Raw genomic sequence first — 25,496 nt, forward strand, 5'->3', positions numbered from 1 at the left:
AGTGAGGATCCGAGCATGATGCGGTCGTACCCTGGGCTAATGCACGAACGTCTCGTCGACCGCAATCCGGTGGTGCCTGCAGACCAGTTGGTGGCGCAGATGGTGCCCCCCGCGATGTTCGACGAGGTGAGCTTCGAGTCGTACATTCCGGATCCGAACGAGCCGAGCCAGGCGGCTGCGGTGAAGACCGCGGCGGAGTTCGTCGGCAAGATCGGGAAGATCCGCGGCGGCAAGCGCGGCCTGTTCGGCCGTCGCTCCCAGCCGCAGGGTGCCGGCCTCTACCTCGACGGCGGCTTCGGCGTGGGCAAGACCCACCTGCTCGCCTCGATCTTCCACAGCGCACCCGCGCCCAAGGCCTTCGGCACGTTCGTCGAGCTCACCCACGTCGTCGGCGCCCTCGGGTTCAACAAGGCCGTCGAGGAGCTGTCGAACCACAGCGTGCTGTGCATCGACGAGTTCGAACTCGACGATCCGGGCGACACCATGCTCGTCTCGCGTCTGCTGACCGAACTGTCGGCCCGCGGCGTCTCGATCGTCGCGACCTCCAACACGCTTCCCGGCCAGTTGGGTGAGGGACGGTTCGCGGCACAGGACTTCCTGCGCGAGATCAAGAAGCTCGCGTCGATCTTCGAGACCATCCGCGTCGACGGCCCCGACTACCGTCACCGCGACCTGCCGCCCGCACCCGATCCGGTCGACTCGGCCGAGCTCTCCGAGCGCGCCGATGCGATCCCGGGTGCCACGCTCGACGACTTCGACGAGCTGTGCGCGCACCTGAGCACGCTGCACCCGTCGCGTTACGGCAAGCTCGTCGAGGGTGTCCCCGCTGTCTTCCTCGAAGGTGTGCACCCGGCGAAGGACCAGTCGGTGGCCCTGCGTCTGGTGGTCCTCGCCGACCGCATGTACGACGCGAGCATCCCTGTGACGGTCTCCGGCGCCAAGCTCGACGAGATCTTCACGTCCGAGATGCTCGCGGGCGGCTACCGCAAGAAGTACCTGCGCGCGACGTCCCGCCTGCTGGCGCTGTCCCGTTTCGAGGTCGCCGCGGGCTGATCGGATACCCGGCGCGCGCATGCCCGCCGGGTCGACCTTCACCGCATCATCGGCTCACCGGCCGACATCCGTTCGGAGGGTGCGCTGCATGACGAAATCGTCGTGCGTCTGCGCGCCCACGACGAACGTGCGCGTGCCCACCACCTCGAAGCCCTGCTTCTCGTAGAAGCGTCGGGCGCGGGTGTTCTTCTGGTTGACGCCGAGCCACAGGCCGGCACGCCCGAGCGTGTGGGCCCGCGCGACGATCGCATCCATGAGCGCCGCAGAGATTCCGGAACCATGATGGCCCGGTATCACGTACAGCTTGCTGATCTCGATCGCCGGCCGCGCCGTGATCATCGTGTCGATCGCCGGATCCTCCGGAGCGGCGTCCACTGCCATCAGGTATCCGACGATCTCCTCACCCGCGCGCGCCTCGAGAACGATGCGTTCGGGGGAGGACAGGTACTCGGCGAACTTCTCCGCGCTGAGGGTGCGCTCGATGAAGTCGGCGATGTCGTCCTCGGCGGCGTCCGGAGGGCAGGCGAGCGGGAAGGTCGCGGCAGCGACCTGAGCGATCGCCTCGGCATCCCAGATGCCCGCCTCGTCGACGGAGATCGCTTCTTCGAGTGGTGGCATGGACATGCACACCAGTGAAGCACTCGGACGGGACGATCCGGCAGATGCCCCGCGTGTCGATGCGAGACGGAGACACGAGCCCGGACGCGAGACGGAGAAGGGTCCGAATATGGCTGAACCCCAGCCTTGGATGGGGGGTCATGGCTGGGGTTCGACACCATCGGGGGGATGGCAACATCCACGCTACATGAGGGATCCCTCAGGTTCCAGCGACCGTGGTCACGGTTGCGTCACACGGTCCCGTGCATGCGACTTGCACGAAATGTCGGGGCGTTGTACCGTCGCGGCTATGAAGCGCGTACTCGTAGTTCACCGCCGTAGCGGGGTCTGATTCGGACCGACCCCTCGCTGCGGGTCGTTGAGCTACGCGTCGGTCCTTCCTTCTCGTGGAAGACCACTACGAACGATGAACGCCTTCACCTCCTTCTCGGATTTCGCCCCGATGTTCCCCTTCGGCACCCCTGATGCCGATCCGTTCTTCGCCCGTTACGGACGTGCCCTTCCTCGGGGATTGCGCGAGGAAGCCTCCGGCATGAGCTGGACGGAGTTCGAATCCACCTACGGTGCGCAGCACGGCCCGGTCCGCCTCGGTGGCTGGACCGCGACGGCCCTGGGTGCGGGACGCAGCGCCTTCGAGGCAACGATCGCGATCGGCGACACGATCCACACGGCATCCGCCACGACCTGCGGACCGATCGCCGCGATGACCGCGATGCTGTACGACCTCGGGCTGAACATCGAGATCCTGTCGTTCCACCGCCACGACCTCGGTGAGATGTCCGCGACCTTCCTGCTGTGCCGCTCCGGCGAGCGCACGGTCTGGGTGATGGGCACGGGCGAGACCGGCAGCGAGTCGTCGCTGCGGGCCATGATCGCGGGGATCAACAAGCTCGGCGCGTGACGCGCCGGTCCGGTGCGGGGGAGTGCTTCCGCATCGGACTGCCCGCTGTCGGATCCTCACCGGGTGACCCGGACGATCGGCCGGCCCTACGAACGGATGAGGGCCCCCTCCGAAATTCGAAGGGGGCCTTCATCTTCTGTGCGCGATACTGGGATTGAACCAGTGACCTCTTCCGTGTCAGGGAAGCGCTCTCCCGCTGAGCTAATCGCGCCGGCATGGTGATCGCCGGAGTGGAGCGGATGACGGGATTCGAACCCGCGACCCTCACCTTGGCAAGGTGATGCGCTACCAGCTGCGCTACATCCGCATGTGCACGTTGTTTCGGTGAACCGGCTCGACCCACGTGCTGGTCGAACCTGGTGCGCGATACTGGGATTGAACCAGTGACCTCTTCCGTGTCAGGGAAGCGCTCTCCCGCTGAGCTAATCGCGCGAGGTGGAGACGGGAATCGAACCCGTGTGCACGGCTTTGCAGGCCGTTGCCTCACCACTCGGCCACTCCACCGTAAAAGGTCGAGTCCAACCTCTCGAGCGGATGACGGGATTCGAACCCGCGACCCTCACCTTGGCAAGGTGATGCGCTACCAGCTGCGCTACATCCGCATTCGCACCGTTCGGCGTCTTGCTCTCCGTGGTGCGGTTCAAAACAGTAGCCGAGCATCTACGAAACACACAAATCCGCAGGTCAACGGAAGAAAACCGGCAGATTTCGCGAAGGTGACGGGTCGATGACCCCCGCGGGAGGCGACGAATCGGGCTTCGGAAGTCCAGCCCGCGTCCACCGCTCGTGTCGCTCCGGCCGGCAAATGCGCCCTCCGGTCCTCCCGAGCGGAGGGCCGTCGACGTCCCGGGGCTCCGGGTGCGTCCTCCTGCCTCCTCGGGCACGGTCTCTTGCCCGCCCGCGTACGCGCGCGCGAGGAGCCGCGCGGACGCGCTACCCGGAACATCACGTCGAAACGCTGCGACCAGGCGATTCGTCTTCGTGGCGGGAGCGTGTTAGTGTTCCATCTCGTTCGAGCCGCTGCGAAGCGGCCCGGTCCCGTGGCTCAGTGGAAGAGCGTCCCGTTCACACCGGGGAGGTCGCTGGTTCGATCCCAGCCGGGACCACCGAGATCGACAGTGACGAAAGGCACCCCCGCAGGGGTGCCTTTTTTCGTACCTTGATGAAATCGTTGAGCGTGCGTGGCACCCGGTCGGGCGGGTCGCCCGCGAGCGCGTATTTCCTTCGAACCGCAACGGCCCCATCGGGCTCGACCACGCGTGTCGTGTGGGCACAGCTGTGGTGCTTGTGGCCGAAGTGCGCATAGTGATGGCAGGATCGTGGTCGTCGAGGAGGACACGTCCGGATGAGCGTTGCGGACAGCGAATGGCCGGTCGTGGGGGCGACCGGAGCGAGATTCGGATCCGGTCGGTCCCGTCGACGTCGACGGCCGGCGGATCACGCCGTGCCGGTACGGAATCACCGCGAGCCGGGCCCCGTCGTGGACGAGGTCACGGCAGCCGAGATGTACCGGCCCGCAGCGCAGCCGGTCGACACAGCGCAGGCGGTCGGCGCAACAGAGCCGGTCGACACAGCGCAGGCGGCCGGCCGGAATGCGGGCACCGGGACCAGTGTGGGAATCGAGGACATGAACCAGCCAGAGACGTCGTCGTTCGTGCGCCCGTTCGTGCGGAGCGGGGGACGCACCCGAGCCGAGGTGGAGCTGCCTCTCGAAGTGCTCGTGTCGGCCGTCCCCTCCGCGATGGGCAGCGAGTCCGGTCCGGCGATGGACGAGCATCGCCTCGTGCTGGCGTTGTGCGCCCAGCCGAGATCGATCATGGAGATCGCTGCCCTCGCGCAGATCCCACTCGGTGTCGCGCGCGTGCTCGTCGGGGATCTCGCGGCGACCGGCGAGATCACCGTGCACCGCACGGCCGACAAGGTGGGGCCGAACGTCGAACTGCTCGAACGGGTACTGACGGGTCTCAACCACCTCTGAGGACTTCGCGGCTCCCTGTGTCCGCGGTCCGCGCGGATGTCGATAGCATGATGAAGTTGCCGTGTGCTCGCGGTCGTCGACCGCAGCACGTGCCCGGCGACGACCACGTATCAGGCATCGAGCCGAGGAGTCCGTCACAGTGACCACGCCCGCATCCGCGAAACCAGCCACGATCGTCCGGGTGCCCGCGGGGACCACTGCGGGCGCGGCGGTCCGTGACGCGGGTCTGCCCACCAAGGGACCCGAGACGATCGTGGTCGTCCGCGACTCCGAAGGCGCACTGCGCGATCTGTCCTGGACGCCCGAAGCGGACGTCGAGGTCGAGGCCGTCGGCGCCGACACCGAGGAAGGCCGCAGCGTCATCCGTCACTCGGCCGCCCACGTGCTCGCGCAGGCCGTGCAGCAGGAGTTCCCGGAGGCCAAGCTCGGCATCGGCCCGCCCATCCGCGACGGCTTCTACTACGACTTCCAGGTCGAACGTCCCTTCACTCCCGAGGATCTCGCGAAGCTCGAGAAGCGGATGAAGAAGATCGTCAAGGACGCCCAGCGCTTCGCGCGCCGCGTCGTCGACAGCCTCGAGGACGCCCGCGAGGAACTGAAGGACGAGCCGTTCAAGCTCGAACTCATCGACGACAAGTCCGGCATAGACGACCCCGAGGTGATGGAGGTCGGCGGCAAGGAACTGACCATCTACGACAACCTCAACCCGCGCACGGGTGAGCTCGTCTGGAAGGACCTGTGCCGCGGCCCGCACGTGCCCACCACCAAGTTCATCCCGGCCTTCAAGCTCACGCGCAGCTCCGCGGCCTACTGGCGCGGCGACCAGGACAACGCCGGCCTGCAGCGCATCTACGGCACGGCCTGGGAGTCCACCGAGGCCCTCGACGCGCACCTCGAACTCCTCGCCGAGGCCGAACGCCGCGACCACCGCAAGCTCGGCAACGAGCTCGACCTGTTCTCGTTCCCCGACGAGCTCGGTTCGGGTCTGCCCGTCTTCCATCCCAAGGGCGGCATCATCCGCCAGGAGATGGAGAACTACTCGCGCCAGCGGCACGTCGAGGCAGGCTACGAGTTCGTGTACTCGCCGCACATCACCAAGGGCCAGCTGTACGAGGTCTCCGGTCACCTCGACTGGTACCGCGACGGCATGTTCCCGGCGATGCACATCGACGAGGAGCTCAACGAGGACGGCACCGTCCGCAAGCCGGGCCAGGACTACTACCTCAAGCCCATGAACTGCCCGATGCACGACCTGATCTTCCGGTCGCGCGGGCGTTCCTACCGCGAACTGCCGCTGCGCATGTTCGAGTTCGGTTCGGTCTACCGCTACGAGAAGTCCGGTGTCGTCCACGGTCTGACCCGCGTGCGCGGCATGACGCAGGACGACGCGCACATCTTCTGCACTCCCGAGCAGATGCGCGACGAGCTCACCAGCGTCCTGAACTTCATCCTCGACCTGCTCAAGGACTACGGGCTCGACGACTACTACCTCGAACTGTCGACGAAGAACCCCAAGAAGTTCGTCGGCAGCGAGGAGCTGTGGGACGTCGCGACCGAGACGCTGCGGGAGGTCGGTGAGGCCTCCGGCCTGAACCTCGTGCCCGACCCGGGCGGAGCCGCCTTCTACGGCCCGAAGATCTCGGTGCAGGTCAAGGACGCGCTCGGTCGCAGCTGGCAGATGTCGACGATCCAGCTCGACTTCAACCTGCCCGAGCGGTTCGAGCTCGAGTACACCGGCGCCGACGGTGCCAAGCACCGCCCCGTCATGATCCACCGCGCCCTGTTCGGTTCCATCGAACGGTTCTTCGGTGTGCTCACCGAGCACTACGCCGGTGCTTTCCCCGCGTGGCTCTCGCCCGTGCAGGTCGTGGGCATTCCCGTGGCCGCCGACTTCGAGGGCCACCTGTTCGATGTCGTCGGCAAGCTGAAGGCGCAGGGGATCCGCGCCGAGGTCGACGTCTCCGACGACCGCATGCAGAAGAAGATCCGCACCCACACCACGCAGAAGGTGCCGTTCATGCTGCTCGCCGGCGAGCGCGACGTCGCGGCCGGCGCGGTGAGCTTCCGCTTCCGCGACGGCACGCAGGTCAACGGCGTGCCCGTCGACGAGGCCGTGCGGATCGTCACCGAGTGGGTCCGCCGCCGCGAGAACGCCTCGCCCACCGCCGAACTCGTCGGTTCCGGCGGGGAAGGCAGCCCGTCGTGACGGGCGACCGTACCCCGGGGCCCGCCGACATCCCGGCGACCGACGACAGTCCCGCCTCGATGGTCGACCGCGGCGTGGGGGAGTCCGATCACCTGCAGCGCCTGTGGTCGCCCCATCGCATGTCGTACATCACCGAGTCCCCGCGGGGTCGCGACGAGCCGTACGAGCCCTTCACCGACATCCCCAAGATGTCCGACGAGGAGGGCCTCGTCGTCGCACGCGGCGAACTGGTGTACGCGGTGCTCAACCTGTACCCGTACAACCCGGGTCATCTGATGGTCGTACCGTATCGCCGGGTGGCCAACCTCGAAGATCTGACGCCCGAGGAGAGCGCCGAGCTCATGCAGTTCGCGCAGCGGGCGCTCCGCGTCATCAAGCGCGTCTCGCGTCCGCACGGCTTCAACGTCGGCCTCAACCTCGGCGCCGCAGCGGGAGGCTCGCTGGCCGAGCATCTCCACCTGCACGTCGTGCCGCGCTGGGGTGGGGACGCCAACTTCATCACCGTCCTCGGTGGGTCGAAGGTGATGGTGCAGCTGCTGCGCGACACCCGTGCACTGCTCGCCTCGGCATGGGACGAGTGACAGCCCTCCCAGAGTCGTCGCGATCGCAGCGCACGGCCGTGGTGCCGTTCGCATGCCGATCCGCCGCGGGCCGACTGCGCATTTCCGGCTCCACTCGTGGCAGGATCGGATTCCGGACACAACGGTCGGACAGGAAGACAGGGGTCGCGGGATGCTGAGCTTCTTCGGGCGTGCGTCGGTGTCGAAGGTCACCGCGCCGCTCGGTAAGGCGCTGATCCGTACCGGCCTGACTCCGGACGCCGTCACGCTCATCGGTACCGTCGCCACGATCGCCGCCGCCGTGACCCTGTTCCCCATGGGACACCTGTTCTGGGGTGCGATGGTCATCTGGCTGTTCGTCATGTTCGACATGCTCGACGGCGCCATGGCCCGGGCTCGCGGTGGCGGAACGCGCTTCGGAGCGGTCCTCGACGCGACCTGCGACCGGGTCGCCGACGGCGCGATCTTCGGTGGTCTGGCATGGTGGGCCGTCTACCACGAGCAGAGCCGCCCGTTGTTCGTCGCCACCCTGATCTGTCTCGCGACGTCGCAGGTCATCTCGTACGCGAAGGCGCGGGCCGAGGCGAGCGGACTGTCCGCCGACGGTGGTCTGATCGAGCGGCCCGACCGGCTCGTGGTCGTGCTCGTGGGCGCCGGTCTCACCGGCCTCGGGCTCGACTGGGCGATCCACATCGCGATGTGGCTGCTCGTCGTCGGATCGGTGATCACCGTCTTCCAGCGGGTTCTCGCCGTCCGCAACTCCACGGGTGCGCGCGAACTGCTTCCCATCACACCCCCGGCCGGCGGGACGACGGAGACCCGGGACGACGGGGGAGCGCAGTGAGTGTCGGCGAGAAGGCGTCCGATCTCGCGTACGCGGGGGGCTGGCGTCTGGTCCGGGCACTGCCCGACGGCGTCGCGCGACGGTTGTTCGACGCCGGCGCCGACTACGCGGCGCGGCGTGACGGCGGACCCCAGCAACTGCGACGCAACCTCGCGCGGGTGCTCGGGGTGCAGCCGCACGAGGTGCCCGACGATCTGATCCGCCGGTCGGTCCGGTCCTACGCGCGTTACTGGCGCGAGGCGTTCCGCCTGCCGGCGATGGATCTCGACGCGACCGCGAAGTCGATCGATTCGTCCATCGAGGGCCGCGAGCACATCGAGGCGGCGCTCGCCGCCGGTCGCGGCGCGATCCTGGCCCTGCCGCACAGTGGGAACTGGGATCTCGCCGGCGTGTGGTGCGTCCGCTACTTCGGCGGGCTGACCACGGTCGCCGAGCGCCTGCGACCCGAATCGCTCTACCGCCGTTTCCTCGACTACCGCGAGGGGCTCGGCTTCGAGATCTTCCCCTCGAGCGGCGGGGAGACGCCGCCGTTCGGGGAACTGGCCGCGCGGCTGCGCGGCAACCGGATCGTGTGCCTGCTCGGCGAACGCGACCTCGCCCGCAAGGGAGTGCCGGTCACCTTCTTCGGCGAACCCACCCGCATGCCCGCCGGACCGGCGAAACTGGCCATCGACACCGGTGCGGCACTGTTGCCGGTGCACTGCTGGTTCACCGAGGACGGCTGGGGGTTCCGCGTGGATCCGGAGCTCGACGTGAGCGCCGGGATCGACGCTGCCACACAGGCCCTCGCCGACCGGTTCGCCGCCAACATCGCCGCCCACCCCGAGGACTGGCACATGCTGCAACCGTTGTGGCTCGACGACCTGTCGGAGGCTCGCCGTGCCCGGATGGAGGCGTAGGTGAGGATCGGGATGGTCTGCCCGTACTCCTTCGACGTTCCCGGTGGAGTACAGGCGCACGTCGTAGATCTCGCGGAGGTCCTCATCGGCCGCGGGCACGAGGTGAGCGTGCTGGCACCGGCGTCGGAGACGACGCCCCTGCCCGACTTCGTGGTCTCCGCCGGTCGCGCCGTCGCGATCCCGTACAACGGGTCCGTCGCGCGCCTGAGCTTCGGTCCGGTCTCCTACGCCCGGGTCCGTCGCTGGATCAACGACAACGATTTCGACGTCCTCCACATCCACGAACCGAACGCGCCGAGCCTGTCGATGCTCGCCCTCAAGGTGGCGGAAGGCCCGATCGTGGCGACCTTCCACACATCGACGACGAAATCGCTGGTGCTCAGCACCTTCCAGGGCGTCCTACAGCCCTATCTCGAGAAGATCAGCGGCCGGATCGCGGTGTCCGAGCTGGCCCGGCGCTGGCAGGTCACCTCTCTCGGCGCCGACGCGGTCGAGATCCCCAACGGTGTCGACGTGCCGTTCTTCCGGCACGCCCCGCTGCTGCCCGACTATCCGCGACCGGGCCGTACGGTGCTCTTCCTCGGCCGGTACGACGAATCCCGCAAGGGCATGGATGTCCTGCTGGGCGCGCTGCCCGCACTCGTCGCGCGTCACCCCGACATCGAGATCCTCGTGGTCGGGCGCGGCGACGAGGACAGGTTGCGGAAGGAAGCGGGACGCTACTTCCGGCACCTGCGCCTGCTCGGGCAGGTCGACGACGACGACAAGGCGTCCGCGATGCGCAGCGCGGATGTGTACTGCGCGCCGAACCTCGGTGGTGAGAGCTTCGGCATCGTGCTCGTCGAGGCCATGGCTGCAGGGACGGCGGTCGTCGCCTCCCAGCTCGACGCCTTCCGCCGGGTGCTGCGCGACGGGCAGGCCGGTGTCCTCGTCCCGGTCGGCGACGCAGACGCGCTCGCGCGCGGCATCCTCGAGGTCCTCGACGACGACGACCGCCGGCAGGCACTGGTCGACTTCGGATCCACGGTGGTCGAGGCGTACGACTGGCCGGTGGTCGCGGATCAGATCCTGCGGGTCTACGAGACCGTCACCGTCGGCGCCGGCCCGGTGCGGGAGGTCCGGTCGTGACCCTCAGTGCAGTGACGATCCTCGTCCTGTCGCTGATCGCCGCGGTGGTCGTGGCGATCGGTGTGTGGGCCTATTCCACCGCCAACCGACTCGACCGCCTCCACGTGCGCTCGGATCTGTCCTGGCAGGCACTCGATGCGGCCCTGGCGCGTCGCGCGGTGGTCGTGCGGAGCATCGCCGCGTCGATCCCCGTCCCGGAGGGACGCGCACTCGCGCTGCTCGCCGACACCGCGGAGCGGGCCGACCGCGACCGGCGCGAGGAGGCCGAGAACGCGTTGTCGGCCGCACTGGCACGGATCGAGACCGGCCGGCTGCGCCCCCAGCTCGTGGCCGAACTCGCCGACGCCGAGGCGCGGGTGCTCATCGCCCGCCGCTTCCACAACGACGCGGTACGCGACACCCTGGCGCTGCGCACCCGGCGATCGGTCCGCTGGTTGCACCTCGGGGGAACCGCGCCGCTGCCCACCTATTTCGAGATCGCCGAGCGGGCGGGTGCGGTCGCCACCGCGCCTCCCGCCGTTTCCGGCACGTCCCCTTCCTCGGACGCCGCCCCTACCTCCGGCACTGCCCTTGCCTCCGGCACTGCCACTGCTCCCGCTGCGCGGACCACCCCGGTGCCGGATCGGGCACGCACGTCGGCCCGCGTCGTGGTGCTCGACGAGGACGGCCGGGTCCTGCTCCTGCGCGGACATGACCCCGCGGTGCCCGAGCGGCACTTCTGGTTCACGATCGGCGGCGCCGTCGAACCCGGCGAGGACCTGGCGACGGCCGCGCTCCGGGAGCTCGTCGAAGAGACCGGCCTGCGGGTCGAGCGCGACCTGCTGTGCGGGCCGATGTGGCGGCGCGTGGCCGTCTTCCCGTTCAACGGTGAGGTCCTGCACTCGGAGGAGCTGTTCTTCGCGGTGCGAGTGCCGTCCTTCGAACCCGCTGCGGACGGCTTCACCGATCTCGAGCGGAGCATGCGGCTCGAACATCGCTGGTTCGACGACGACGAACTGCAGACGCTGGTGCGGTCCGGGAACCCGGTCTACCCGAACGATCTGCCCGAGCTCCTCGATGAGGCGCGGCAGGTCGCGACGCGGCGGCTCGAGCCGGAGATCCGCGCGATCCACTGAACTTTTGAACCCTTCCGGTCCGGCCGCGGGCGCCTTACGTGGAGGTCCAGTTCGCGGAACTGGACGGTTCCTCTCGGGAACGCGCAGGATCTCCAGTACCCGTTCGGAGAGTGGACCGATGTGATGCAGTCCAGTTGTTCTGAACTGGCTATGGGACCGGCTCGGCTGCGCCCCTAGGCTGGGATCCGCTGTCCGTCGCCCGTGCGCCGGAAGTATTCGCCGATCCGTCCACCGAGGAGGACCCCCATCGTGACCAGCCCCGATACCGCCCCCGTCACCGGCACCGCCCGCGTCAAGCGCGGCATGGCCGAGATGCTCAAGGGCGGGGTGATCATGGACGTGGTGACCCCCGAGCAGGCGAAGATCGCCGAGGACGCCGGCGCGGTGGCGGTCATGGCCCTCGAACGCGTGCCCGCCGACATCCGCGCGCAGGGCGGCGTGTCGCGCATGAGCGATCCCGACATGATCGACGGCATCATCGAGGCCGTCTCGATCCCCGTCATGGCCAAGGCGCGCATCGGCCACTTCGTGGAGGCGCAGATCCTGCAGGCCCTCGGGGTCGACTACATCGACGAGTCGGAGGTGCTCACCCCTGCCGACTACGAGAACCACATCGACAAGTTCGCGTTCACCGTGCCGTTCGTGTGCGGCGCCACGAATCTCGGTGAGGCACTGCGCCGTATCAACGAGGGCGCGGCGATGATCCGCTCCAAGGGCGAGGCCGGCACCGGCGACGTCTCGAACGCCACGACCCACATGCGCCGGATCCGCCAGGAGATCCGCCGCCTGACCTCGCTTCCCGAGGACGAGCTCTACGTCGCCGCCAAGGAACTGCAGGCCCCCTACGACCTCGTCGTCGAGGTCGCCCGGGCCGGCAAGCTGCCCGTCACCCTCTTCACCGCCGGTGGCATCGCCACCCCCGCCGACGCGGCGATGATGATGCAGCTCGGCGCCGAGGGCGTGTTCGTCGGCTCCGGAATCTTCAAGTCGGGCAACCCCGCCCAGCGTGCGGCCGCAATCGTCAAGGCCACTACCTTCCACGACGATCCGGATGTGCTCGCGAAGGTCTCGCGGGGCCTCGGCGAGGCGATGGTCGGTATCAACGTCGACGAGATCCCGCAGCCGCACCGGCTCGCCGAACGCGGCTGGTGATCGTTCTACCGGGGTGCGTGCAGGGCGAGCAGGGCGACGTCGTCCTGCACGCCCGCCCCGAGCGTCGCGAGCGCCTCGCGGACGGCTCCGACCGCTTCGGCCGCGCTCGTCGGCTTCGATGCGCGGACGTGGTCGAGGAGCCGGTCCTCCCCGAAGCGTTCGCGGGTCTCACCGGAGACGAGGGCCTCGGTCACCCCGTCGGTGTACAGCAGCAGCGTGTCGCCTGGTCGCAGCGCGAAGGTGTGCTCGACGAGCCGCGGCGTGGGCAGCATTCCGATCAGCTGTCCGCCGATCGTGGGGAGATAGTCGACGTTGCCGTTCGCGCGCACGAGGAGCGGCGGCGGATGCCCACCCGAGGCGAGACGGATGTCGACCCGTCCCGTGTCCGGATCGGGCGCGACCGTGCCGAAGGTGAGCGTGCAGAAGGGAGCTCGCGTCTCGCTGTCGCGTTCGTCGAGCAGGGTGGTGTTGAGCGTCCTGAGCGCCGCGGACGGGAACGTCTCGTAGACCGCCGCTGCACGCAGCGTGTAGCGGACGATCGACGTGACCGCCGCTGCGCGAGCACCCTTTCCGCACACATCGCCGAGGAACAGCCCCCACGTGCCGGCGCGCGCGGGGAACAGGTCGTAGAAGTCGCCGCCGACCTCGTCGGGGGACGCGATGTGGTAGTACGCGTCGACCTCGAGTCCCGGTACCGCCGGCAGGCTCGGTGGAAGCAGGGTCGCCTGGAGCGTGGCGTTGATCGTGCGGAGCCGCTCACGCTCGAGTTCCGCCTCGCGACGGGCACGGAGCAGTTCCGTCTCGTAGGCGCGGCGCTCGCGGGCATCGAACAGCATCGTGCGGATCAGCGCGGGCCTGCCCTCGGCGTCCGGCTCGACCACCGAGGCGGCCAGGACCGGCAGCCGGGTCCGGTCGGCACGGACGAGTTCGAGGGCGATCCCGTTGATCTGGCCGTGCATGAGGAGGAGCGGCGCGTAGTGGGTCTCGTGGTAGATGCGGCCGCCCACGCTGAGCAGGTCCGAGAAGTACCGCTTGCCGACCAGTTCGTCGCTCGGGAACCCGAGCCAGTCCGTCAACGTCCGGTTCACCTCCGTGATCCGGCCGTCCGGGAGCGTCGTCAGGAATCCGCACGGCGCGTTGTCGTACAGCGCATCACCGTGTCGGATACGGGGATCGAGGGTCCGATCGGTCGTCGCCGTCACCCCGATCGGCGCGCGAACGCCGCGATCGCGGCTGCTGTCTCTTCGGGTGCGCTGAGCTGCGGGCAGTGGCCGGTCGCGTTCAGGGTCACGAGTTCGCTCCCGGGGATCTGCTCGTGAACGAAGGCACCGACCTCGCGCGGAGCGATCGCATCGTGGGCGCACTGGGCGACGAGCGTGGGCACCGACACCGCGGACAGATCGGAGCGGTTGTCGGCCAGGAAGGTCACCCGGGCGAAGACACGCGCCACCTCGGGATCCGTGCGGCAGAAGATCTCGGCGAGTTCGTCGCCGAGCTCCGGCCGATCGGGATTGCCCATGATGACCGGCGCCATCGACTCGGTCCAGCCCAGATAGTTCGCCTCGAGGGATTCGAGCAGCTCGTCGATGTCGTCGGCGCTGAACCCACCTCGGTAACCGGTGGCCGGATCGTCGATGAAGCACGGGGACGGTGCGAGCAGCACGAGACCGGAGAAGACCTCCGGGGCAGCCGCCGCCGCGAGGGCACCGATCGACGCGCTCACCGAGTGGCCGACGAAAAGCACCGGACCGAGATCCAGGCTCCGGCACAGGTCCACGACGTCCTCGGCGTAGGTCTCCATACGCGAATAGCGCTGGGAGTGCCAGGCGGTCGCATCGGAACGCCCGGAGCCCACGTGATCGAACCGCACCACCGTGAAGTCGGGTTCGAGCAGCGGGATCACCAGGCGCCACAGGTGCTGGTCGCAGCCGAAACCGTGCGCGAGGACGACCACCGGGCCCTCTCGGTTGCCCGTGATCGTCACGCTGTTCCTGCGCACCACATCGGTGACTTGTCGCATTGCACCCCCTCCGTTCTCCCGAGGGTGCCATATGCGCTACGCGATAGCGATCCCGGTTTCCCCACCGCTTCCCGGGGACACGGCATTCGGTTCTCGTCCGTGCAGTTAGCCTTCTTGCGTACGGTGCACAGAAGGAGTTCCCATGGCGAAGATCGAGCAGATCCTGGCGCTCGAACAGATCGAGAACGACATCTTCCGGGGGATAGCCACGGAGACGTTGCTGCCGCGGACGTTCGGTGGTCAGGTCGCAGGTCAGGCGCTCGTGTCGGCGGTCCGCACCGTCGATCCCGCATTCGGGGTCCACTCGCTGCACGGTTACTTCCTCCGCCCGGGGAACCCGACGATGCAGATCGTCTACCTCGTCGACCGGATCCGCGACGGCCGCTCCTTCTGCACCCGGCGCGTGACGGCCGTCCAGGACGGCAAGGCGATCTTCACCATGTCGGCGTCGTTCCACGTGCGCGACGAGGGGATCGAGCACCAGGACACGATGCCGCGGGTGCCGGCTCCGGAGGAACTGCCCGACCCGGAGACCGTGGTCGACGACGCGACCCTGCTGTGGGCGAAGAAGGAATGGGCCGAATGGGACTTCCGGTTCGTTCCCCGCGACCGGATGGACTCGTCGAGCAGGATGGCTGCGCAGCAGCAGCTGTGGTTCAAGTCCCGCGAGATCCTCCCCGACGATCCGGTCTTCCACGTGTGCACGCTCGCGTACATGAGCGACATGACGTTGCTCGGCTCGGCGAGCGTCGGCCACGACGACGAGCGGACGCAGGGCGCATCCCTGGACCACGCGATGTGGTTCCTGCGCCCGTTCCGCGCCGACGACTGGCTGCTCTACGACCAGACGTCACCCTCCGCCGGGCTGGGGCGCGCACTCACCCAGGGGCGGATCTTCGATCGCAACGGCAACATGGTCGCGGCGGTGGTGCAGGAAGGACTCACGCGGTACCTGCGCGAGTCCTGAACGAGGACGTCCCCGACGAGGGCGTCCCCACAGAGTGCCTGCGCACCGGCGACCCCGAACGGACAGGCAGGCAACGGTGACCATTTCTTCCCCCACGATCGGCGTCCTGGCATTGCAGGGCGACGTTCGCGAACACCGCAGCGCCCTCGAGGCGGCGGGCGCGCGGACGATCGCGGTGCGGCGCGAGCGCGAACTCGACGAGGTCGACGGCATCGTCCTCCCCGGTGGGGAGTCCACGACGGTCAGCCGCCTGTTGCGCGTGTTCGACCTGCTCGAGCCGTTGCGGACCCGATTGAAGGCGGGCCTGCCCGCCTACGGTTCGTGCGCCGGCATGATCCTGCTCGCCTCCCGGGTGCTCGATACCACCGAGGACGCCGAACACCTCGACGCCCTCGACATCGTGGTGCGCCGCAACGCCTTCGGCAGACAGGTCGACTCGTTCGAGACCGACCTGCCGATGACGGGTCTCGACGACGGGCCGGTGCGCGCGGTGTTCATCCGAGCCCCGTGGGTGGAGGAGGTCGGGCCCGACGTGGAGGTCCTGGCCACGGTTCCGGACGGGCCGGCAGCGGGCCGGGTGGTCGCGGTGCGTCAGGGCGGCGTGATCGCGACCTCCTTCCATCCCGAGATCACCGGCGACCACCGCGTGCACCGGCTGTTCGTGGAGACCGTGCGCTCGGCGACCCGACCTCGGGTGCGTCCGACGGCCTCGGCGACATGACGACACGGCCACCGTGCCGGTGGCTCATACCGGGAGCGAGTAGAATCGACGCTCCGACCTGTCGGTTGACGCCGACCACACTTCGCCGGAAGGGGCTCGAAGCGAATGAGCGGCCACTCCAAATGGGCCACCACCAAGCACAAGAAGGCGGTCATCGACGCCAAGCGCGGCAAGATGTTCGCGAAGCTCATCAAGAACATCGAGGTGGCGGCTCGGACCGGCGGTGGCGACCCGGCGGGTAACCCGACCCTGTTCGACGCCATCCAGAAGGCGAAGAAGAGCTCGGTCCCGAACGACAACATCGAGCGTGCCCGCAAGCGCGGCGGCGGTGAGGAAGCCGGCGGTGCCGACTGGCAGACCATCACCTACGAGGGCTACGGCCCCAACGGTGTCGCGCTGCTCATCGAGTGTCTGACCGACAACCGCAACCGCGCCGCCGGCGAGGTCCGCACGGCGATGACCCGCAACGGCGGCAACATGGCCGATCCGGGTTCGGTGGCCTACCTGTTCACCCGCAAGGGTGTCGTCGTGCTCGAGAAGAACGGCCGCTCCGAGGACGAGATCCTCGAGGTCGTCCTCGAAGCGGGTGCCGAGGAGATCAACGATCTCGGCGACTCCTTCGAGATCGTCTCCGAGGCGTCCGACCTGATCGCCGTGCGTACGGCTCTCGTCGACGCCGGCATCGACTACGACTCGGCCGACCCCGATTTCCGGGCGTCCGTCGAGGTGCCCGTCGACGCCGAGGGTGCACGCAAGGTCATGAAGCTGGTCGACGCGCTCGAGGACTGCGACGACGTGCAGAACGTCTACACGAACGTCGACATCCCCGACGACGTACTCGCCGAACTCGACGCCTGAGCGACGCTCTCGTCGTACTCGTCCACGAGCGACGCTCGTCGTACTCGTCACAGTGGTCGGGGTCGCGTGTCGGTCTCCCGGCACCCGACCCCGGCCGCTATGCTCTCGAACAGGCGTTCGCAATCGTGCGAAGCGAGGTCGGGTCCGTCGGATGCATCGGAAACCGGCCGTATTCGGGTGTCGAGAGGTGAGTCGGGTGCGCGTGATGGGTGTCGACCCCGGTCTGACCCGCTGTGGTCTGGGGATGGTCGACACGGGACGCGGACGCGACGTGATCCCCGTCGCCGTCGGCGTCATCCGCACCTCGCCCGAACTCGACCTCGAGCACCGGCTCCTCAAGGTCTCCGACTCGGTCGAGGAGTGGATGGACCGCTACAAGCCCGACGTCGTCGCGATCGAGCGCGTGTTCTCCCAGCACAACGTGCGCACCGCGATGGGCACCGCGCAGGCCGGCGGCGTCGTCGCCCTGGCAGCGGCGCGTCGCTCGATCCCGGTCATGTTCCACACGCCGAGCGAGGTGAAGGCCGCGGTCACCGGCAGTGGCACGGCCGACAAGAAGCAGGTGACCACGATGATCACCCGCATCCTCAAGCTCGACGCCGCGCCGAAGCCCGCCGACGCCGCCGACGCGCTCGCGCTGGCCGTCGCACACTGTTGGCGGGCCCCGCTGCTCGCCAGACTCGCGGCCGCCGAAGCTGCGGCCGCCCAGCAGAAGAAACGCTACGAGGAGCGGCTGCGCGAACAGTCGGCCGCACGGAAGGCAGGTAGCCGGTGATCGCCTCGGTACACGGCGAGGTACTCGACATAGCCCTCGACCACGTGGTGATCGAGGCGGGTGGGATCGGCTATCGGATCAACACCACACCCGCGACCCTCGCCGGTCTCCGGCGCGGTGAGCAGGCCAGGCTCGCCACCGCGATGATCGTCCGCGAGGACTCCATGACGCTGTACGGCTTCGTCGACGCGGAGGCGCGCGAGCTGTTCGGCCTGCTGCAGACGGTCAGCGGCGTCGGTCCTCGGCTCGCCATGGCCACGCTCGCCGTCCTCGAACCCGATGCTCTGCGTGCGGCTCTCGCCGACGGCAACACCGCGGCGCTGACGCGGGTGCCCGGGATCGGCAAGCGCGGTGCCGAACGCATGATCGTCGAACTGCGCGACAAGGTCGCGGCCTTCGGCGCCACGGGGTCGTCGCCCGTCGCGGCCGGTGCCTCGCCGCTGCGCGACCAGATCGTCGAGGCGCTGGTCGGTCTCGGATTCACGCCGCGTCAGGCCGAGCCGGCCGCCGACAAGGTCCTCACCGAGGACCCGGGCGCCGACGTCTCGACGGCTCTGCGCTCGGCGCTCAAGCTGCTGGGCAGGTCGCGGTGACCGACGAGTACCGCGAATTCGATGCTGCATCGGCCGACCGCGAGCAGTCGCCGGTCACGGCGGAGCATCTGCCCTCCGACAGCGACATCGAGACGAGCCTGCGTCCGACCAGCCTCGACGACTTCATCGGTCAACCGCGGGTCCGCGAGCAGTTGCAGCTCGTCCTGCGAGGAGCGAAACTCCGCGGCGGCACTCCCGACCACATCCTCCTGTCCGGCCCGCCCGGTCTCGGCAAGACGTCGATGGCGATGATCATCGCCGCCGAACTCGGCACGTCGCTGAGACTGACCTCCGGTCCCGCGCTCGAACGCGCCGGCGATCTCGCCGCGATGCTGTCGAATCTCGCCGAGGGCGACGTGCTGTTCATCGACGAGATCCACCGCATCGCCCGACCGGCCGAGGAGATGCTGTACCTCGCGATGGAGGACTTCCGCGTCGACGTCGTGGTAGGAAAGGGGCCCGGCGCGACATCGATCCCGCTCGAGGTCGCACCGTTCACCCTCGTCGGCGCGACCACCCGTTCCGGTGCCCTCACCGGCCCGCTCCGCGACCGGTTCGGTTTCACCGCGCACATGGACTTCTACGAGCCTCCCGAACTGCAGCGGATCCTGCACCGCTCCGCGTCGATCCTCGGTATCGATCTGCGCGACGACGCCGCAGCGGAGATCGCCGGTCGCTCCCGCGGCACGCCGCGTATCGCCAACCGGTTGCTCCGCCGTGTCCGCGACTACGCCGACGTGCGCGCCGACGGTGTCGTCACCCGGGCCGTCGCCCAGGCCGCGCTCGAGGTGTACGACGTCGACCCGATCGGTCTCGACCGTCTCGACCGCGCCGTCCTCGGCGCACTCGTCCGCAGTTTCGGTGGCGGCCCGGTCGGCGTGTCGACACTCGCCGTGGCCGTGGGGGAGGAGCCCGCAACCGTCGAGGAGGTGTGCGAGCCGTTCCTGGTCCGCGCCGGCATGGTCGCCCGCACCCCGCGCGGACGTGTCGCGACGCAGGCCGCCTGGTTGCAGCTCGGCCTCACCCCGCCGCCGGAGGCCGCCACCGGTGGCATCGAGGTGCGTGCACGCGAACCCCAGCTCGAGCTGTTCGAGGACGACCCCGCCGGCACCCTCGACGACGGCATCGATCCGTCCGACCCGGACGATCCGGACGTACGGCGGTAGGACGCTCGCCCGGGGAATGGCACACTGGTCTACTGCGTCGGTCCGTGGAGGCCGATCCCGATGTCGTGGTGCCGCATGCGCCACCACGACCCGCTGGTGTCGCTCGCGTCACCACCCACCGACAACGACCGAGGACTGACTTCAACGATGGAACTGCTCTTCCCTCTCCTGATCCTGGCACTGCTCGTCCCGACCTTCCTGGGCGTGCGGCGTCAGAAGAAGGAGATGCAGAAGGTGACGGCGCTGCAGGACTCCCTGCGCATCGGCGACCGCGTGATGACCACCGCGGGTCTGCACGCCACGGTGGCCGCGCTCGCCGACGACACCGTCGCTCTCGAGATCGCGCCGGGTGTCGTGACGACCTGGTCGCGTCTGGTCATCCGGGAGCGCGTCGAGACTGCGACCCCGCAGGATCCGGATCTGCTCCGCAAGGACGACGATGCGAACCCGCCGGAGGGACGTCCGACCGAGTACTGACAGTCGATCCGCGACGCACGGTTTCGGCACCGGAGTCCTCCGGTGCCGGTGCCGAGCGCCGCGCGACTGCACCCGACCACCACTCACTCGCATCGAGGAGACTGACAGACCGTGGCACCTTCCAACGGATCGGTGCATCCCGTGCGCGCTCTCGCCCTGTTCGGGGTGATTCTCGCCGCGTTGTATGCACTGGTCTTCTTCACCGGGGACAAGTCGCCCACCCCGAAGCTGGGCATCGACCTGCAGGGTGGCACCCGTGTCACCCTCACCGCGCGAACCCCCGACGGGAGCAGCCCGAGTCCGGACAGCCTCCGCCAGGCCCAGCAGATCATCGAGACCCGCGTCAACGGGCTCGGTGTGTCGGGTTCGGAAGTGATCGTCGAGGGCGACAACCTCGTGATCACCGTCCCGGGTGAGGACAGCGCCCAGGCCAGGACGCTGGGCCAGACCGCCCGTCTGTACATCAGGCCGGTGATCGGGGGACCGATCGACGCGAACATGACCGCCGAGGATCTCGCCGAGCAGCCCGGCGCCGGTACGCCCGAGGGCGAGCTGCCCGCAGAACCTGCCCCCGCAGAACCGGCTCCCGGCGAACCCGCCCCGGCCGACGAGGCTCCGCCCGCCGACGCACCCGAACCGCAGGGACGTCCGTTCCCGGCGCAGGATCCCACCGCGCCCACCGATGCCCCGGCACCGGCCGAGACGCCCGAGGCCCCCGCCGAGGCGCCCCAGGCTCCGGCCGAGCCCACCGGAGCCCCCGAGGCTCCCGAGAACGACGGCTCGCTCACGCCGCAGGAACAGGCGGCCGCCGACATCGCGGCGGCCAAGGCCACCCGTCAGAGCGAGGACCCCGCGGTGCAGCAGGCCGCGGCTCTCGCGCTCGACTGCTCCGCCGCCGACCCGCTCGCGGGCAACGACGATCCGGCGCTTCCGCTCGTCGCGTGCTCCACGGACGGTACCGCGATCTACCTGCTCGGCCCGAGCATCATCGACGGCCAGCAGATCGACGACGCGACCTCCGGCTTCAACCAGCAGCAGTCGCGCTACGAGGTCAGCCTGACCTTCGACAGCGAGGGCAGCAACACCTGGGCGCAGTTCACGGCCGCGAACATCGGTCAGCAGGCCGCCTTCGTGCTCGACTCGAAGGTCGTCAGTGCCCCCGTGATCCAGGGGGCGACGCCCGCCGGCAGTGCAACCTCGATCACCGGCCAATTCACGAACACGCAGGCCGCCGAGCTCGCGAACACCCTCAAGTACGGCTCGCTGCCGCTGTCGTTCGTGGCGTCCGAAGCCGAGACCGTCTCCGCGACACTGGGTCTGGCCTCGCTCGAAGCCGGCCTGATCGCCGGTGCGGTGGGCCTGGCCCTCGTGCTGCTCTTCTGCCTCGCCTACTACCGGATGCTCGGACTGCTCACCGCACTGTCGCTCGTCCTGTCGGGCCTGGCGGTCTACGCGGTCATGGTGCTGCTCGGCAGATACATCGGGTTCACGCTCGACCTCGCCGGCGTCGCCGGTCTCATCATCGGTATCGGCATGACCGCCGACTCGTTCGTCGTGTTCTTCGAACGGATCAAGGACGAGATCCGTGAGGGGCGGAGTTTCCGTTCCGCGGTGCCGCGCGGTTGGGCCCGTGCCCGCCGGACGATCCTGTCCGGTAACGCGGTCAGCTTCATCGCCGCCGCCGTGCTCTACGTCCTGGCCGTCGGTCAGGTCCGCGGCTTCGCGTTCACCCTCGGCCTCACCACGATCCTCGACGTCGTCGTCGTGTTCCTGGTGACCTGGCCGCTGGTGTTCCTGGCCTCGAAGTCGAAGTTCTGGTCCAAGCCGAGCGTGAACGGTCTGGGCGCGATCCAGCAGGTGGCCGACGAGCGTCGTCTCGTCGCCGCGACCGCTGCGAAGGAGGCGTGACGATGACCGACACGACCACGACGACGGCCGCGCCGCAGCACAGCCGCCTGTCCCGTCTGTACACCGGCACGGGCGCCTTCGAGATCGTCGGACGCCGCAAGCGGTGGTACATCGTCACCGCGGTGATCGTGCTGATCGCCCTGCTCAGCATGCTGCTGCGCGGATTCAGCTGGGGTATCGACTTCGAGGGCGGCACCCGCATCCAGATGCCGGCCGTGCCGGGCGTCTCCGTCGAGGACGTCGAGACCGTCTTCAGCGACACCATCGGCTTCGAACCCGAAGCGGTGCAGACCGTCGGCGCCGGCGACGGAGCGACCGTCCAGATCCGGTCGGAGACCCTCGACGGCGATCAGGTCGCGGAGCTGCAGACCGCGCTGTTCGAGGAGTTCCGGCCCGCCGGGCCGGACGGAGAGCCGTCCCGCAACTCGATCAGCGTCGCCGACGTCAGCGAGACGTGGGGAAGCCAGATCACCAACAAGGCGCTCATCGCGCTGGTGGTCTTCCTCGTCATCGTCAGCATCTACATCACGATCCGATACCAGCGGAACATGGCGATCGCAGCGATCGCCGCCCTGTTCTTCGACATCATCGTGACAGCAGGTGTCTACGCCCTCGTCGGATTCGAAGTCAGCCCTGCGACCGTCATCGGTCTGCTCACGATCCTCGGTTTCTCGCTCTACGACACGGTCGTCGTCTTCGACAAGGTCGAGGAGAACACCCGCGGCATCCTGCACCTGCATCGTCGCACCTACGCCGAGCAGGCCAACCTCGCCGTCAACCAGACGCTCATGCGCTCGATCAACACCACGATCATCTCGGTGTTGCCGGTGCTGGCGCTGATGGTCATCGCGGTGTGGCTCCTCGGTGTGGGCACGCTCAAGGACCTCGCCCTCGTCCAGTTGGTCGGCATCGTCGTCGGTACCTTCTCGTCGATCTTCTTCGCGACCCCGTTGCTGGTTACGCTCGAGGAATGGCGTGGTCCGGTCGCGAAGCACACCCGCAAGGTGCTCGCCAAGCGGGAGGAGGCCGCCGCCCGCGCGGCGAAGACCGGGACGACGGCCGGATCGCAGTCGGCCGACGCGGTCGACGCGAAGGTGGTGCCGACGGTGCAGGACGCCGGATCCCTGCCCGACCGGGCGACGGTCCGTCGCGGCCCCGCCCCAGGGGCACGACCCACCGGAAAGCGCGGCAAGAGAAGGTCCTGACATGGCGGTGAGCGAGCGGAACGACCCGACGACGACGCGGTCGCCGAGGCGCCGCGGCACGCTCCTCGCGTGCGCGGCGGTGGCCTCGACACTCGCGTTCTCCACCGTCGCGTGCGGCACGGACGAGGAACCGGTGCACTCGATCGGGTACGCGATCGACAACACGGTGACGACCTACAACGCCAACACCGTCGACGGTGCGGCCTCGGGCGCGCGCCAGGCGTTCGCCCGGGTGCTGCCGGGCTTCGGCTACGTCGGTCCGTCGGGCCGGGTGATCGCGGACACCGACATCGGCACCGCCTCGGTCGTGCCCGGTGAGGGGCTCACCGTGCAGTACCGCCTGTCGCCGAATGCGGTCTACTCCGACGGTGTGCCCATGTCCTGCGACGACCTCGTCCTGGCCTGGGCCGCGTCGAGCGGACGCTTCACCGCTCCCGACGAGTCCGGCGAGCAGGTCCCGTTGTTCGACGCCGCCCATCGCGGTGGTTACGCCGACATCGACCGGGTCGACTGTCGGCCCGGCTCGAAGGAGGCCACCGTCGTCTTCCGGCCCGGTCGCGAGGACACGAACTGGAAGGCGCTGTTCGGGGCCACCGAGCTGATGCCGGCCCACGTGGCGGCAGGACGGTCGGGTGTGTCCGACCTGGTCGGAGCGATCACGGCGAACGACACCGACGCCGTCCGGCGCATCGCGGAGTTCTGGAACACCGGCTGGAGCCTCACCCCGGGTGAGATCGATCCGGCGCTGTTCCCGTCCGCGGGCCCGTACCGCATCGAGTCGTACACCGCCGAGGACGGTCTGACGCTCGTCGCGAACGAGCGGTGGTGGGGGAACGCCCCGGGCACCGACCGCATCGTCGTCTGGCCGCGCGGCACCGACACGTCCGCGGCCGCGGAGGACGGCCGCATCCACGTCGTCGACGTGGCCGAGGGATCCGTCGGTCACAGCAACCTCGGCGACGGTGCCGACGTCTCCACCGTCGTCTCACGCAACCTCGAACAACTGGTGTTCGCCACGAGCGGTGTCTTCCAGGACCCGGCGGCGCGCCGCGCCGTCGCCCTGTGCACGCCTCGCACACAGCTGTTCGACGAGCTCGGCGCATCCGACGAGTCGAACGGTGTCACGGGCCCGATCACCTCGCGGCTCCTGGCTCCCGACTCACCGCTGTACCCGCAGACCGTGCCGACCGCCGAACGCTACGCCGAGGTCGACATCGACGCCGCGCGTTCCGAACGTGAGGCCTCCGGTCAGGACCGCATGCAGGTCCGCATCGGCTATCTCGGACCGGACGAGCGCCGCGCGCGCACCGTCGAGCTGATCGGCGAGTCCTGCCGCGAGGCGGGCATCGAGATCGTCGACGCCGGCTCCGACAGCTTCACGCCGTCGCAACTGACGGCGGGGGAGGTCGACGCGATCCTCGTCGGGACGGCCACGGCGGCCGGTGCCGGTGGCGCCGCCGACATGGAGCACGCCCGCGACGCACTGCACTCCGGCGCCGGCAGCAATGTCGGCGGCTATTCGATCGGCCGCGTCGACGAACTGCTCGACGGTCTGCTCGTGGCGAAGGACAACGCGGCCATCGCGGGACTCGCGACCGAGGCCGAACGCATCCTGTGGGGCGACGTCCCCACCCTGCCCCTGTTCGCGCAGCCCCGCACGATCGGGTTCGCGGCGGGAATGCATGCCGGGGTGCCCAACCCGACGACCGCGGGTGCGGGCTGGAACATGGACCGGTGGATACTCAGAGGATGAACGCTCAACGGATCGGCGACCCGCGGCTCGTCGAGGAAGCTGCCGGGGCCGTCGCCGAACACACCCGATGGGTCGACGACTTCCCGACCGCGGGTGTCCGTTTCGCCGACCTGACGCCCGTCTTCGCCGACGGACCGTCCTTCTCGGCCGTGATCGCGGCGTTGGCTTCCGCGGCTCCCGACGCCGAACTCGTCGCCGGTATCGATGCGCGCGGCTTCCTCCTCGGCGGCGGCATCGCCCGCACCCTCGGGGTGGGCGTGCTCGCCGTCCGCAAGGCGGGCAAACTCCCGCCGCCCGTCCAGACCTGTGAATACAGCCTCGAATACGGCACCGCTGCGATCGAGATCCCGGGCGACTGGATGGCCCTCCAGGGCCGCAAGGTGCTCGTCGTCGACGACGTCCTCGCGACCGGCGGAACTCTCGCCGCGACCGTCGAACTGCTCGAACGCGTCGGCGCCGAGGTCGTCGGGATCACCGTCGTCACCGAGATCGAAGCCCTCGGCGGCCGGGTGCGACTGCAGAAGTACCCGCTCACGTCTCTCGTGCGGATCTGAGAGATAGAGTTGCCACAGGTGCCGGTGAACCCGCCGGACCCGTAC

The 25,496-nt window shown here is 68.9% G+C and carries 24 protein-coding genes and 6 tRNA genes; 22 read left to right on the plus strand and 8 right to left on the minus strand.

Annotated elements, in window-relative coordinates; translation table 11 throughout:
- The first annotated feature begins 39 nt into the window (after positions 1 to 39).
- Positions 40 to 1,053, plus strand: coding sequence for a cell division protein ZapE (zapE, locus tag C6Y44_RS11075; protein ID WP_120282369.1), 1,014 nt, complete (start codon positions 40 to 42; stop codon positions 1,051 to 1,053).
- A 54-nt stretch (positions 1,054 to 1,107) separates the two neighbouring features.
- On the opposite strand, the gene C6Y44_RS11080 is transcribed toward zapE, so the two are convergent.
- Positions 1,108 to 1,677: a GNAT family N-acetyltransferase gene (locus C6Y44_RS11080; RefSeq protein WP_120282370.1), complete on the minus strand. Its 570-nt coding sequence runs from the start codon at positions 1,675 to 1,677 to the stop codon at positions 1,108 to 1,110.
- A 400-nt stretch (positions 1,678 to 2,077) separates the two neighbouring features.
- Here C6Y44_RS11080 and C6Y44_RS11085 point away from each other — a divergent pair, with 400 nt between their 5' ends.
- A complete protein-coding gene (locus C6Y44_RS11085) occupies positions 2,078 to 2,572 on the plus strand; it encodes a 2-isopropylmalate synthase (protein ID WP_159418497.1) in 495 nt (164 codons plus the stop codon).
- A gap of 139 nt (positions 2,573 to 2,711) precedes the next feature.
- On the opposite strand, the gene C6Y44_RS11090 is transcribed toward C6Y44_RS11085, so the two are convergent.
- From C6Y44_RS11090 to C6Y44_RS11110, 5 genes are all read right to left on the minus strand, one after another.
- A tRNA-Val gene (locus tag C6Y44_RS11090) sits at positions 2,712 to 2,783 on the minus strand.
- A gap of 20 nt (positions 2,784 to 2,803) precedes the next feature.
- Positions 2,804 to 2,879, minus strand: a tRNA-Gly gene (locus C6Y44_RS11095).
- A 50-nt stretch (positions 2,880 to 2,929) separates the two neighbouring features.
- A tRNA-Val gene (locus C6Y44_RS11100) sits at positions 2,930 to 3,004 on the minus strand.
- Between the two features lies 1 nt (position 3,005).
- Positions 3,006 to 3,076: transfer RNA gene (locus C6Y44_RS11105), tRNA-Cys, on the minus strand.
- A gap of 25 nt (positions 3,077 to 3,101) precedes the next feature.
- Positions 3,102 to 3,174: transfer RNA gene (locus C6Y44_RS11110), tRNA-Gly, on the minus strand.
- 432 nt (positions 3,175 to 3,606) lie between these two features.
- Here C6Y44_RS11110 and C6Y44_RS11115 point away from each other — a divergent pair.
- The 9 genes from C6Y44_RS11115 (at position 3,607) to pdxS (ending at position 12,454) form a co-directional block, all read left to right on the plus strand.
- Positions 3,607 to 3,678: transfer RNA gene (locus C6Y44_RS11115), tRNA-Val, on the plus strand.
- Positions 3,679 to 3,917: 239 nt separating this feature from the next.
- Positions 3,918 to 4,550, plus strand: a complete 633-nt coding sequence (locus tag C6Y44_RS11120; protein WP_159418496.1) for a DUF742 domain-containing protein — start codon at positions 3,918 to 3,920, stop codon at positions 4,548 to 4,550.
- 139 nt (positions 4,551 to 4,689) lie between these two features.
- Positions 4,690 to 6,756 carry a threonine--tRNA ligase gene (thrS, locus tag C6Y44_RS11125; RefSeq protein ID WP_192378840.1) on the plus strand — a complete coding sequence of 689 codons (2,067 nt, stop codon included), beginning with the start codon at positions 4,690 to 4,692 and terminating at the stop codon, positions 6,754 to 6,756.
- Positions 6,757 to 6,815: 59 nt separating this feature from the next.
- The gene (locus C6Y44_RS11130; protein ID WP_060653306.1) at positions 6,816 to 7,337 is read left to right on the plus strand and encodes an HIT family protein; all 522 of its coding nucleotides are present in this window, start codon (positions 6,816 to 6,818) and stop codon (positions 7,335 to 7,337) included.
- A 151-nt stretch (positions 7,338 to 7,488) separates the two neighbouring features.
- Positions 7,489 to 8,160 carry a phosphatidylinositol phosphate synthase gene (gene pgsA, locus C6Y44_RS11135; RefSeq protein ID WP_159418494.1) on the plus strand — a complete coding sequence of 224 codons (672 nt, stop codon included), beginning with the start codon at positions 7,489 to 7,491 and terminating at the stop codon, positions 8,158 to 8,160.
- A complete protein-coding gene (locus tag C6Y44_RS11140; protein WP_120282375.1) occupies positions 8,157 to 9,059 on the plus strand; it encodes a phosphatidylinositol mannoside acyltransferase in 903 nt (300 codons plus the stop codon). Before pgsA ends, C6Y44_RS11140 begins: the two co-directional genes overlap by 4 nt.
- Positions 9,060 to 10,187, plus strand: coding sequence for a glycosyltransferase family 4 protein (locus tag C6Y44_RS11145; protein WP_120282376.1), 1,128 nt, complete (start codon positions 9,060 to 9,062; stop codon positions 10,185 to 10,187).
- Positions 10,184 to 11,302, plus strand: a complete 1,119-nt coding sequence (locus tag C6Y44_RS11150; RefSeq protein WP_192378841.1) for an NUDIX hydrolase — start codon at positions 10,184 to 10,186, stop codon at positions 11,300 to 11,302. Before C6Y44_RS11145 ends, C6Y44_RS11150 begins: the two co-directional genes overlap by 4 nt.
- Positions 11,303 to 11,551: 249 nt before the next feature.
- Entirely contained in the window at positions 11,552 to 12,454 is a 903-nt protein-coding gene (gene pdxS, locus C6Y44_RS11155) for a pyridoxal 5'-phosphate synthase lyase subunit PdxS (protein ID WP_059381317.1), read from the plus strand.
- 5 nt (positions 12,455 to 12,459) lie between these two features.
- On the opposite strand, the gene C6Y44_RS11160 is transcribed toward pdxS, so the two are convergent.
- Together C6Y44_RS11160 and C6Y44_RS11165 are read right to left on the minus strand one after the other, a co-directional pair.
- Positions 12,460 to 13,656 carry a SpoIIE family protein phosphatase gene (locus C6Y44_RS11160; RefSeq protein WP_159418492.1) on the minus strand — a complete coding sequence of 399 codons (1,197 nt, stop codon included), beginning with the start codon at positions 13,654 to 13,656 and terminating at the stop codon, positions 12,460 to 12,462.
- Positions 13,653 to 14,474: an alpha/beta fold hydrolase gene (locus C6Y44_RS11165; protein ID WP_120282381.1), complete on the minus strand. Its 822-nt coding sequence runs from the start codon at positions 14,472 to 14,474 to the stop codon at positions 13,653 to 13,655. Before C6Y44_RS11165 ends, C6Y44_RS11160 begins: the two co-directional genes overlap by 4 nt.
- 142 nt (positions 14,475 to 14,616) lie before the next feature.
- Here C6Y44_RS11165 and tesB point away from each other — a divergent pair, with 142 nt between their 5' ends.
- From tesB to C6Y44_RS11220, 11 genes are all read left to right on the plus strand, one after another.
- Entirely contained in the window at positions 14,617 to 15,441 is an 825-nt protein-coding gene (gene tesB, locus C6Y44_RS11170) for an acyl-CoA thioesterase II (protein ID WP_059381320.1), read from the plus strand.
- Positions 15,442 to 15,523: 82 nt separating this feature from the next.
- Positions 15,524 to 16,162: a pyridoxal 5'-phosphate synthase glutaminase subunit PdxT gene (gene pdxT, locus C6Y44_RS11175; protein WP_106201536.1), complete on the plus strand. Its 639-nt coding sequence runs from the start codon at positions 15,524 to 15,526 to the stop codon at positions 16,160 to 16,162.
- Between the two features lie 105 nt (positions 16,163 to 16,267).
- Positions 16,268 to 17,020, plus strand: a complete 753-nt coding sequence (locus C6Y44_RS11180) for a YebC/PmpR family DNA-binding transcriptional regulator (RefSeq protein WP_106199924.1) — start codon at positions 16,268 to 16,270, stop codon at positions 17,018 to 17,020.
- A gap of 196 nt (positions 17,021 to 17,216) precedes the next feature.
- Complete coding sequence (ruvC, locus tag C6Y44_RS11185) at positions 17,217 to 17,795, plus strand: crossover junction endodeoxyribonuclease RuvC (RefSeq protein ID WP_059381322.1); 579 nt, start codon at positions 17,217 to 17,219, stop codon at positions 17,793 to 17,795.
- Positions 17,792 to 18,388, plus strand: coding sequence for a Holliday junction branch migration protein RuvA (gene ruvA, locus C6Y44_RS11190; protein WP_106199921.1), 597 nt, complete (start codon positions 17,792 to 17,794; stop codon positions 18,386 to 18,388). The genes ruvC and ruvA overlap by 4 nt, the downstream gene beginning before the upstream one ends.
- Positions 18,385 to 19,554 (plus strand): Holliday junction branch migration DNA helicase RuvB, encoded by a 1,170-nt coding sequence (gene ruvB, locus C6Y44_RS11195; protein WP_120282382.1) that lies wholly within the window; start codon positions 18,385 to 18,387, stop codon positions 19,552 to 19,554. Before ruvA ends, ruvB begins: the two co-directional genes overlap by 4 nt.
- A 147-nt stretch (positions 19,555 to 19,701) precedes the next feature.
- On the plus strand, positions 19,702 to 20,031 hold the full coding sequence (yajC, locus tag C6Y44_RS11200; RefSeq protein ID WP_088898168.1) for a preprotein translocase subunit YajC: 330 nt from the start codon (positions 19,702 to 19,704) through the stop codon (positions 20,029 to 20,031).
- A gap of 111 nt (positions 20,032 to 20,142) precedes the next feature.
- On the plus strand, positions 20,143 to 21,939 hold the full coding sequence (gene secD / locus C6Y44_RS11205; RefSeq protein WP_159418491.1) for a protein translocase subunit SecD: 1,797 nt from the start codon (positions 20,143 to 20,145) through the stop codon (positions 21,937 to 21,939).
- 2 nt (positions 21,940 to 21,941) lie between these two features.
- Entirely contained in the window at positions 21,942 to 23,144 is a 1,203-nt protein-coding gene (gene secF / locus C6Y44_RS11210; RefSeq protein ID WP_225623778.1) for a protein translocase subunit SecF, read from the plus strand.
- A gap of 1 nt (position 23,145) precedes the next feature.
- Complete coding sequence (locus C6Y44_RS11215; protein WP_174247046.1) at positions 23,146 to 24,897, plus strand: ABC transporter substrate-binding protein; 1,752 nt, start codon at positions 23,146 to 23,148, stop codon at positions 24,895 to 24,897.
- Positions 24,894 to 25,451 (plus strand): adenine phosphoribosyltransferase, encoded by a 558-nt coding sequence (locus C6Y44_RS11220; RefSeq protein WP_159418489.1) that lies wholly within the window; start codon positions 24,894 to 24,896, stop codon positions 25,449 to 25,451. Before C6Y44_RS11215 ends, C6Y44_RS11220 begins: the two co-directional genes overlap by 4 nt.
- Positions 25,452 to 25,496 lie beyond the last annotated feature (45 nt).

Origin of the sequence: Rhodococcus rhodochrous (assembly GCF_014854695.1) — a bacterium.
GTDB lineage: Bacteria > Actinomycetota > Actinomycetes > Mycobacteriales > Mycobacteriaceae > Rhodococcus.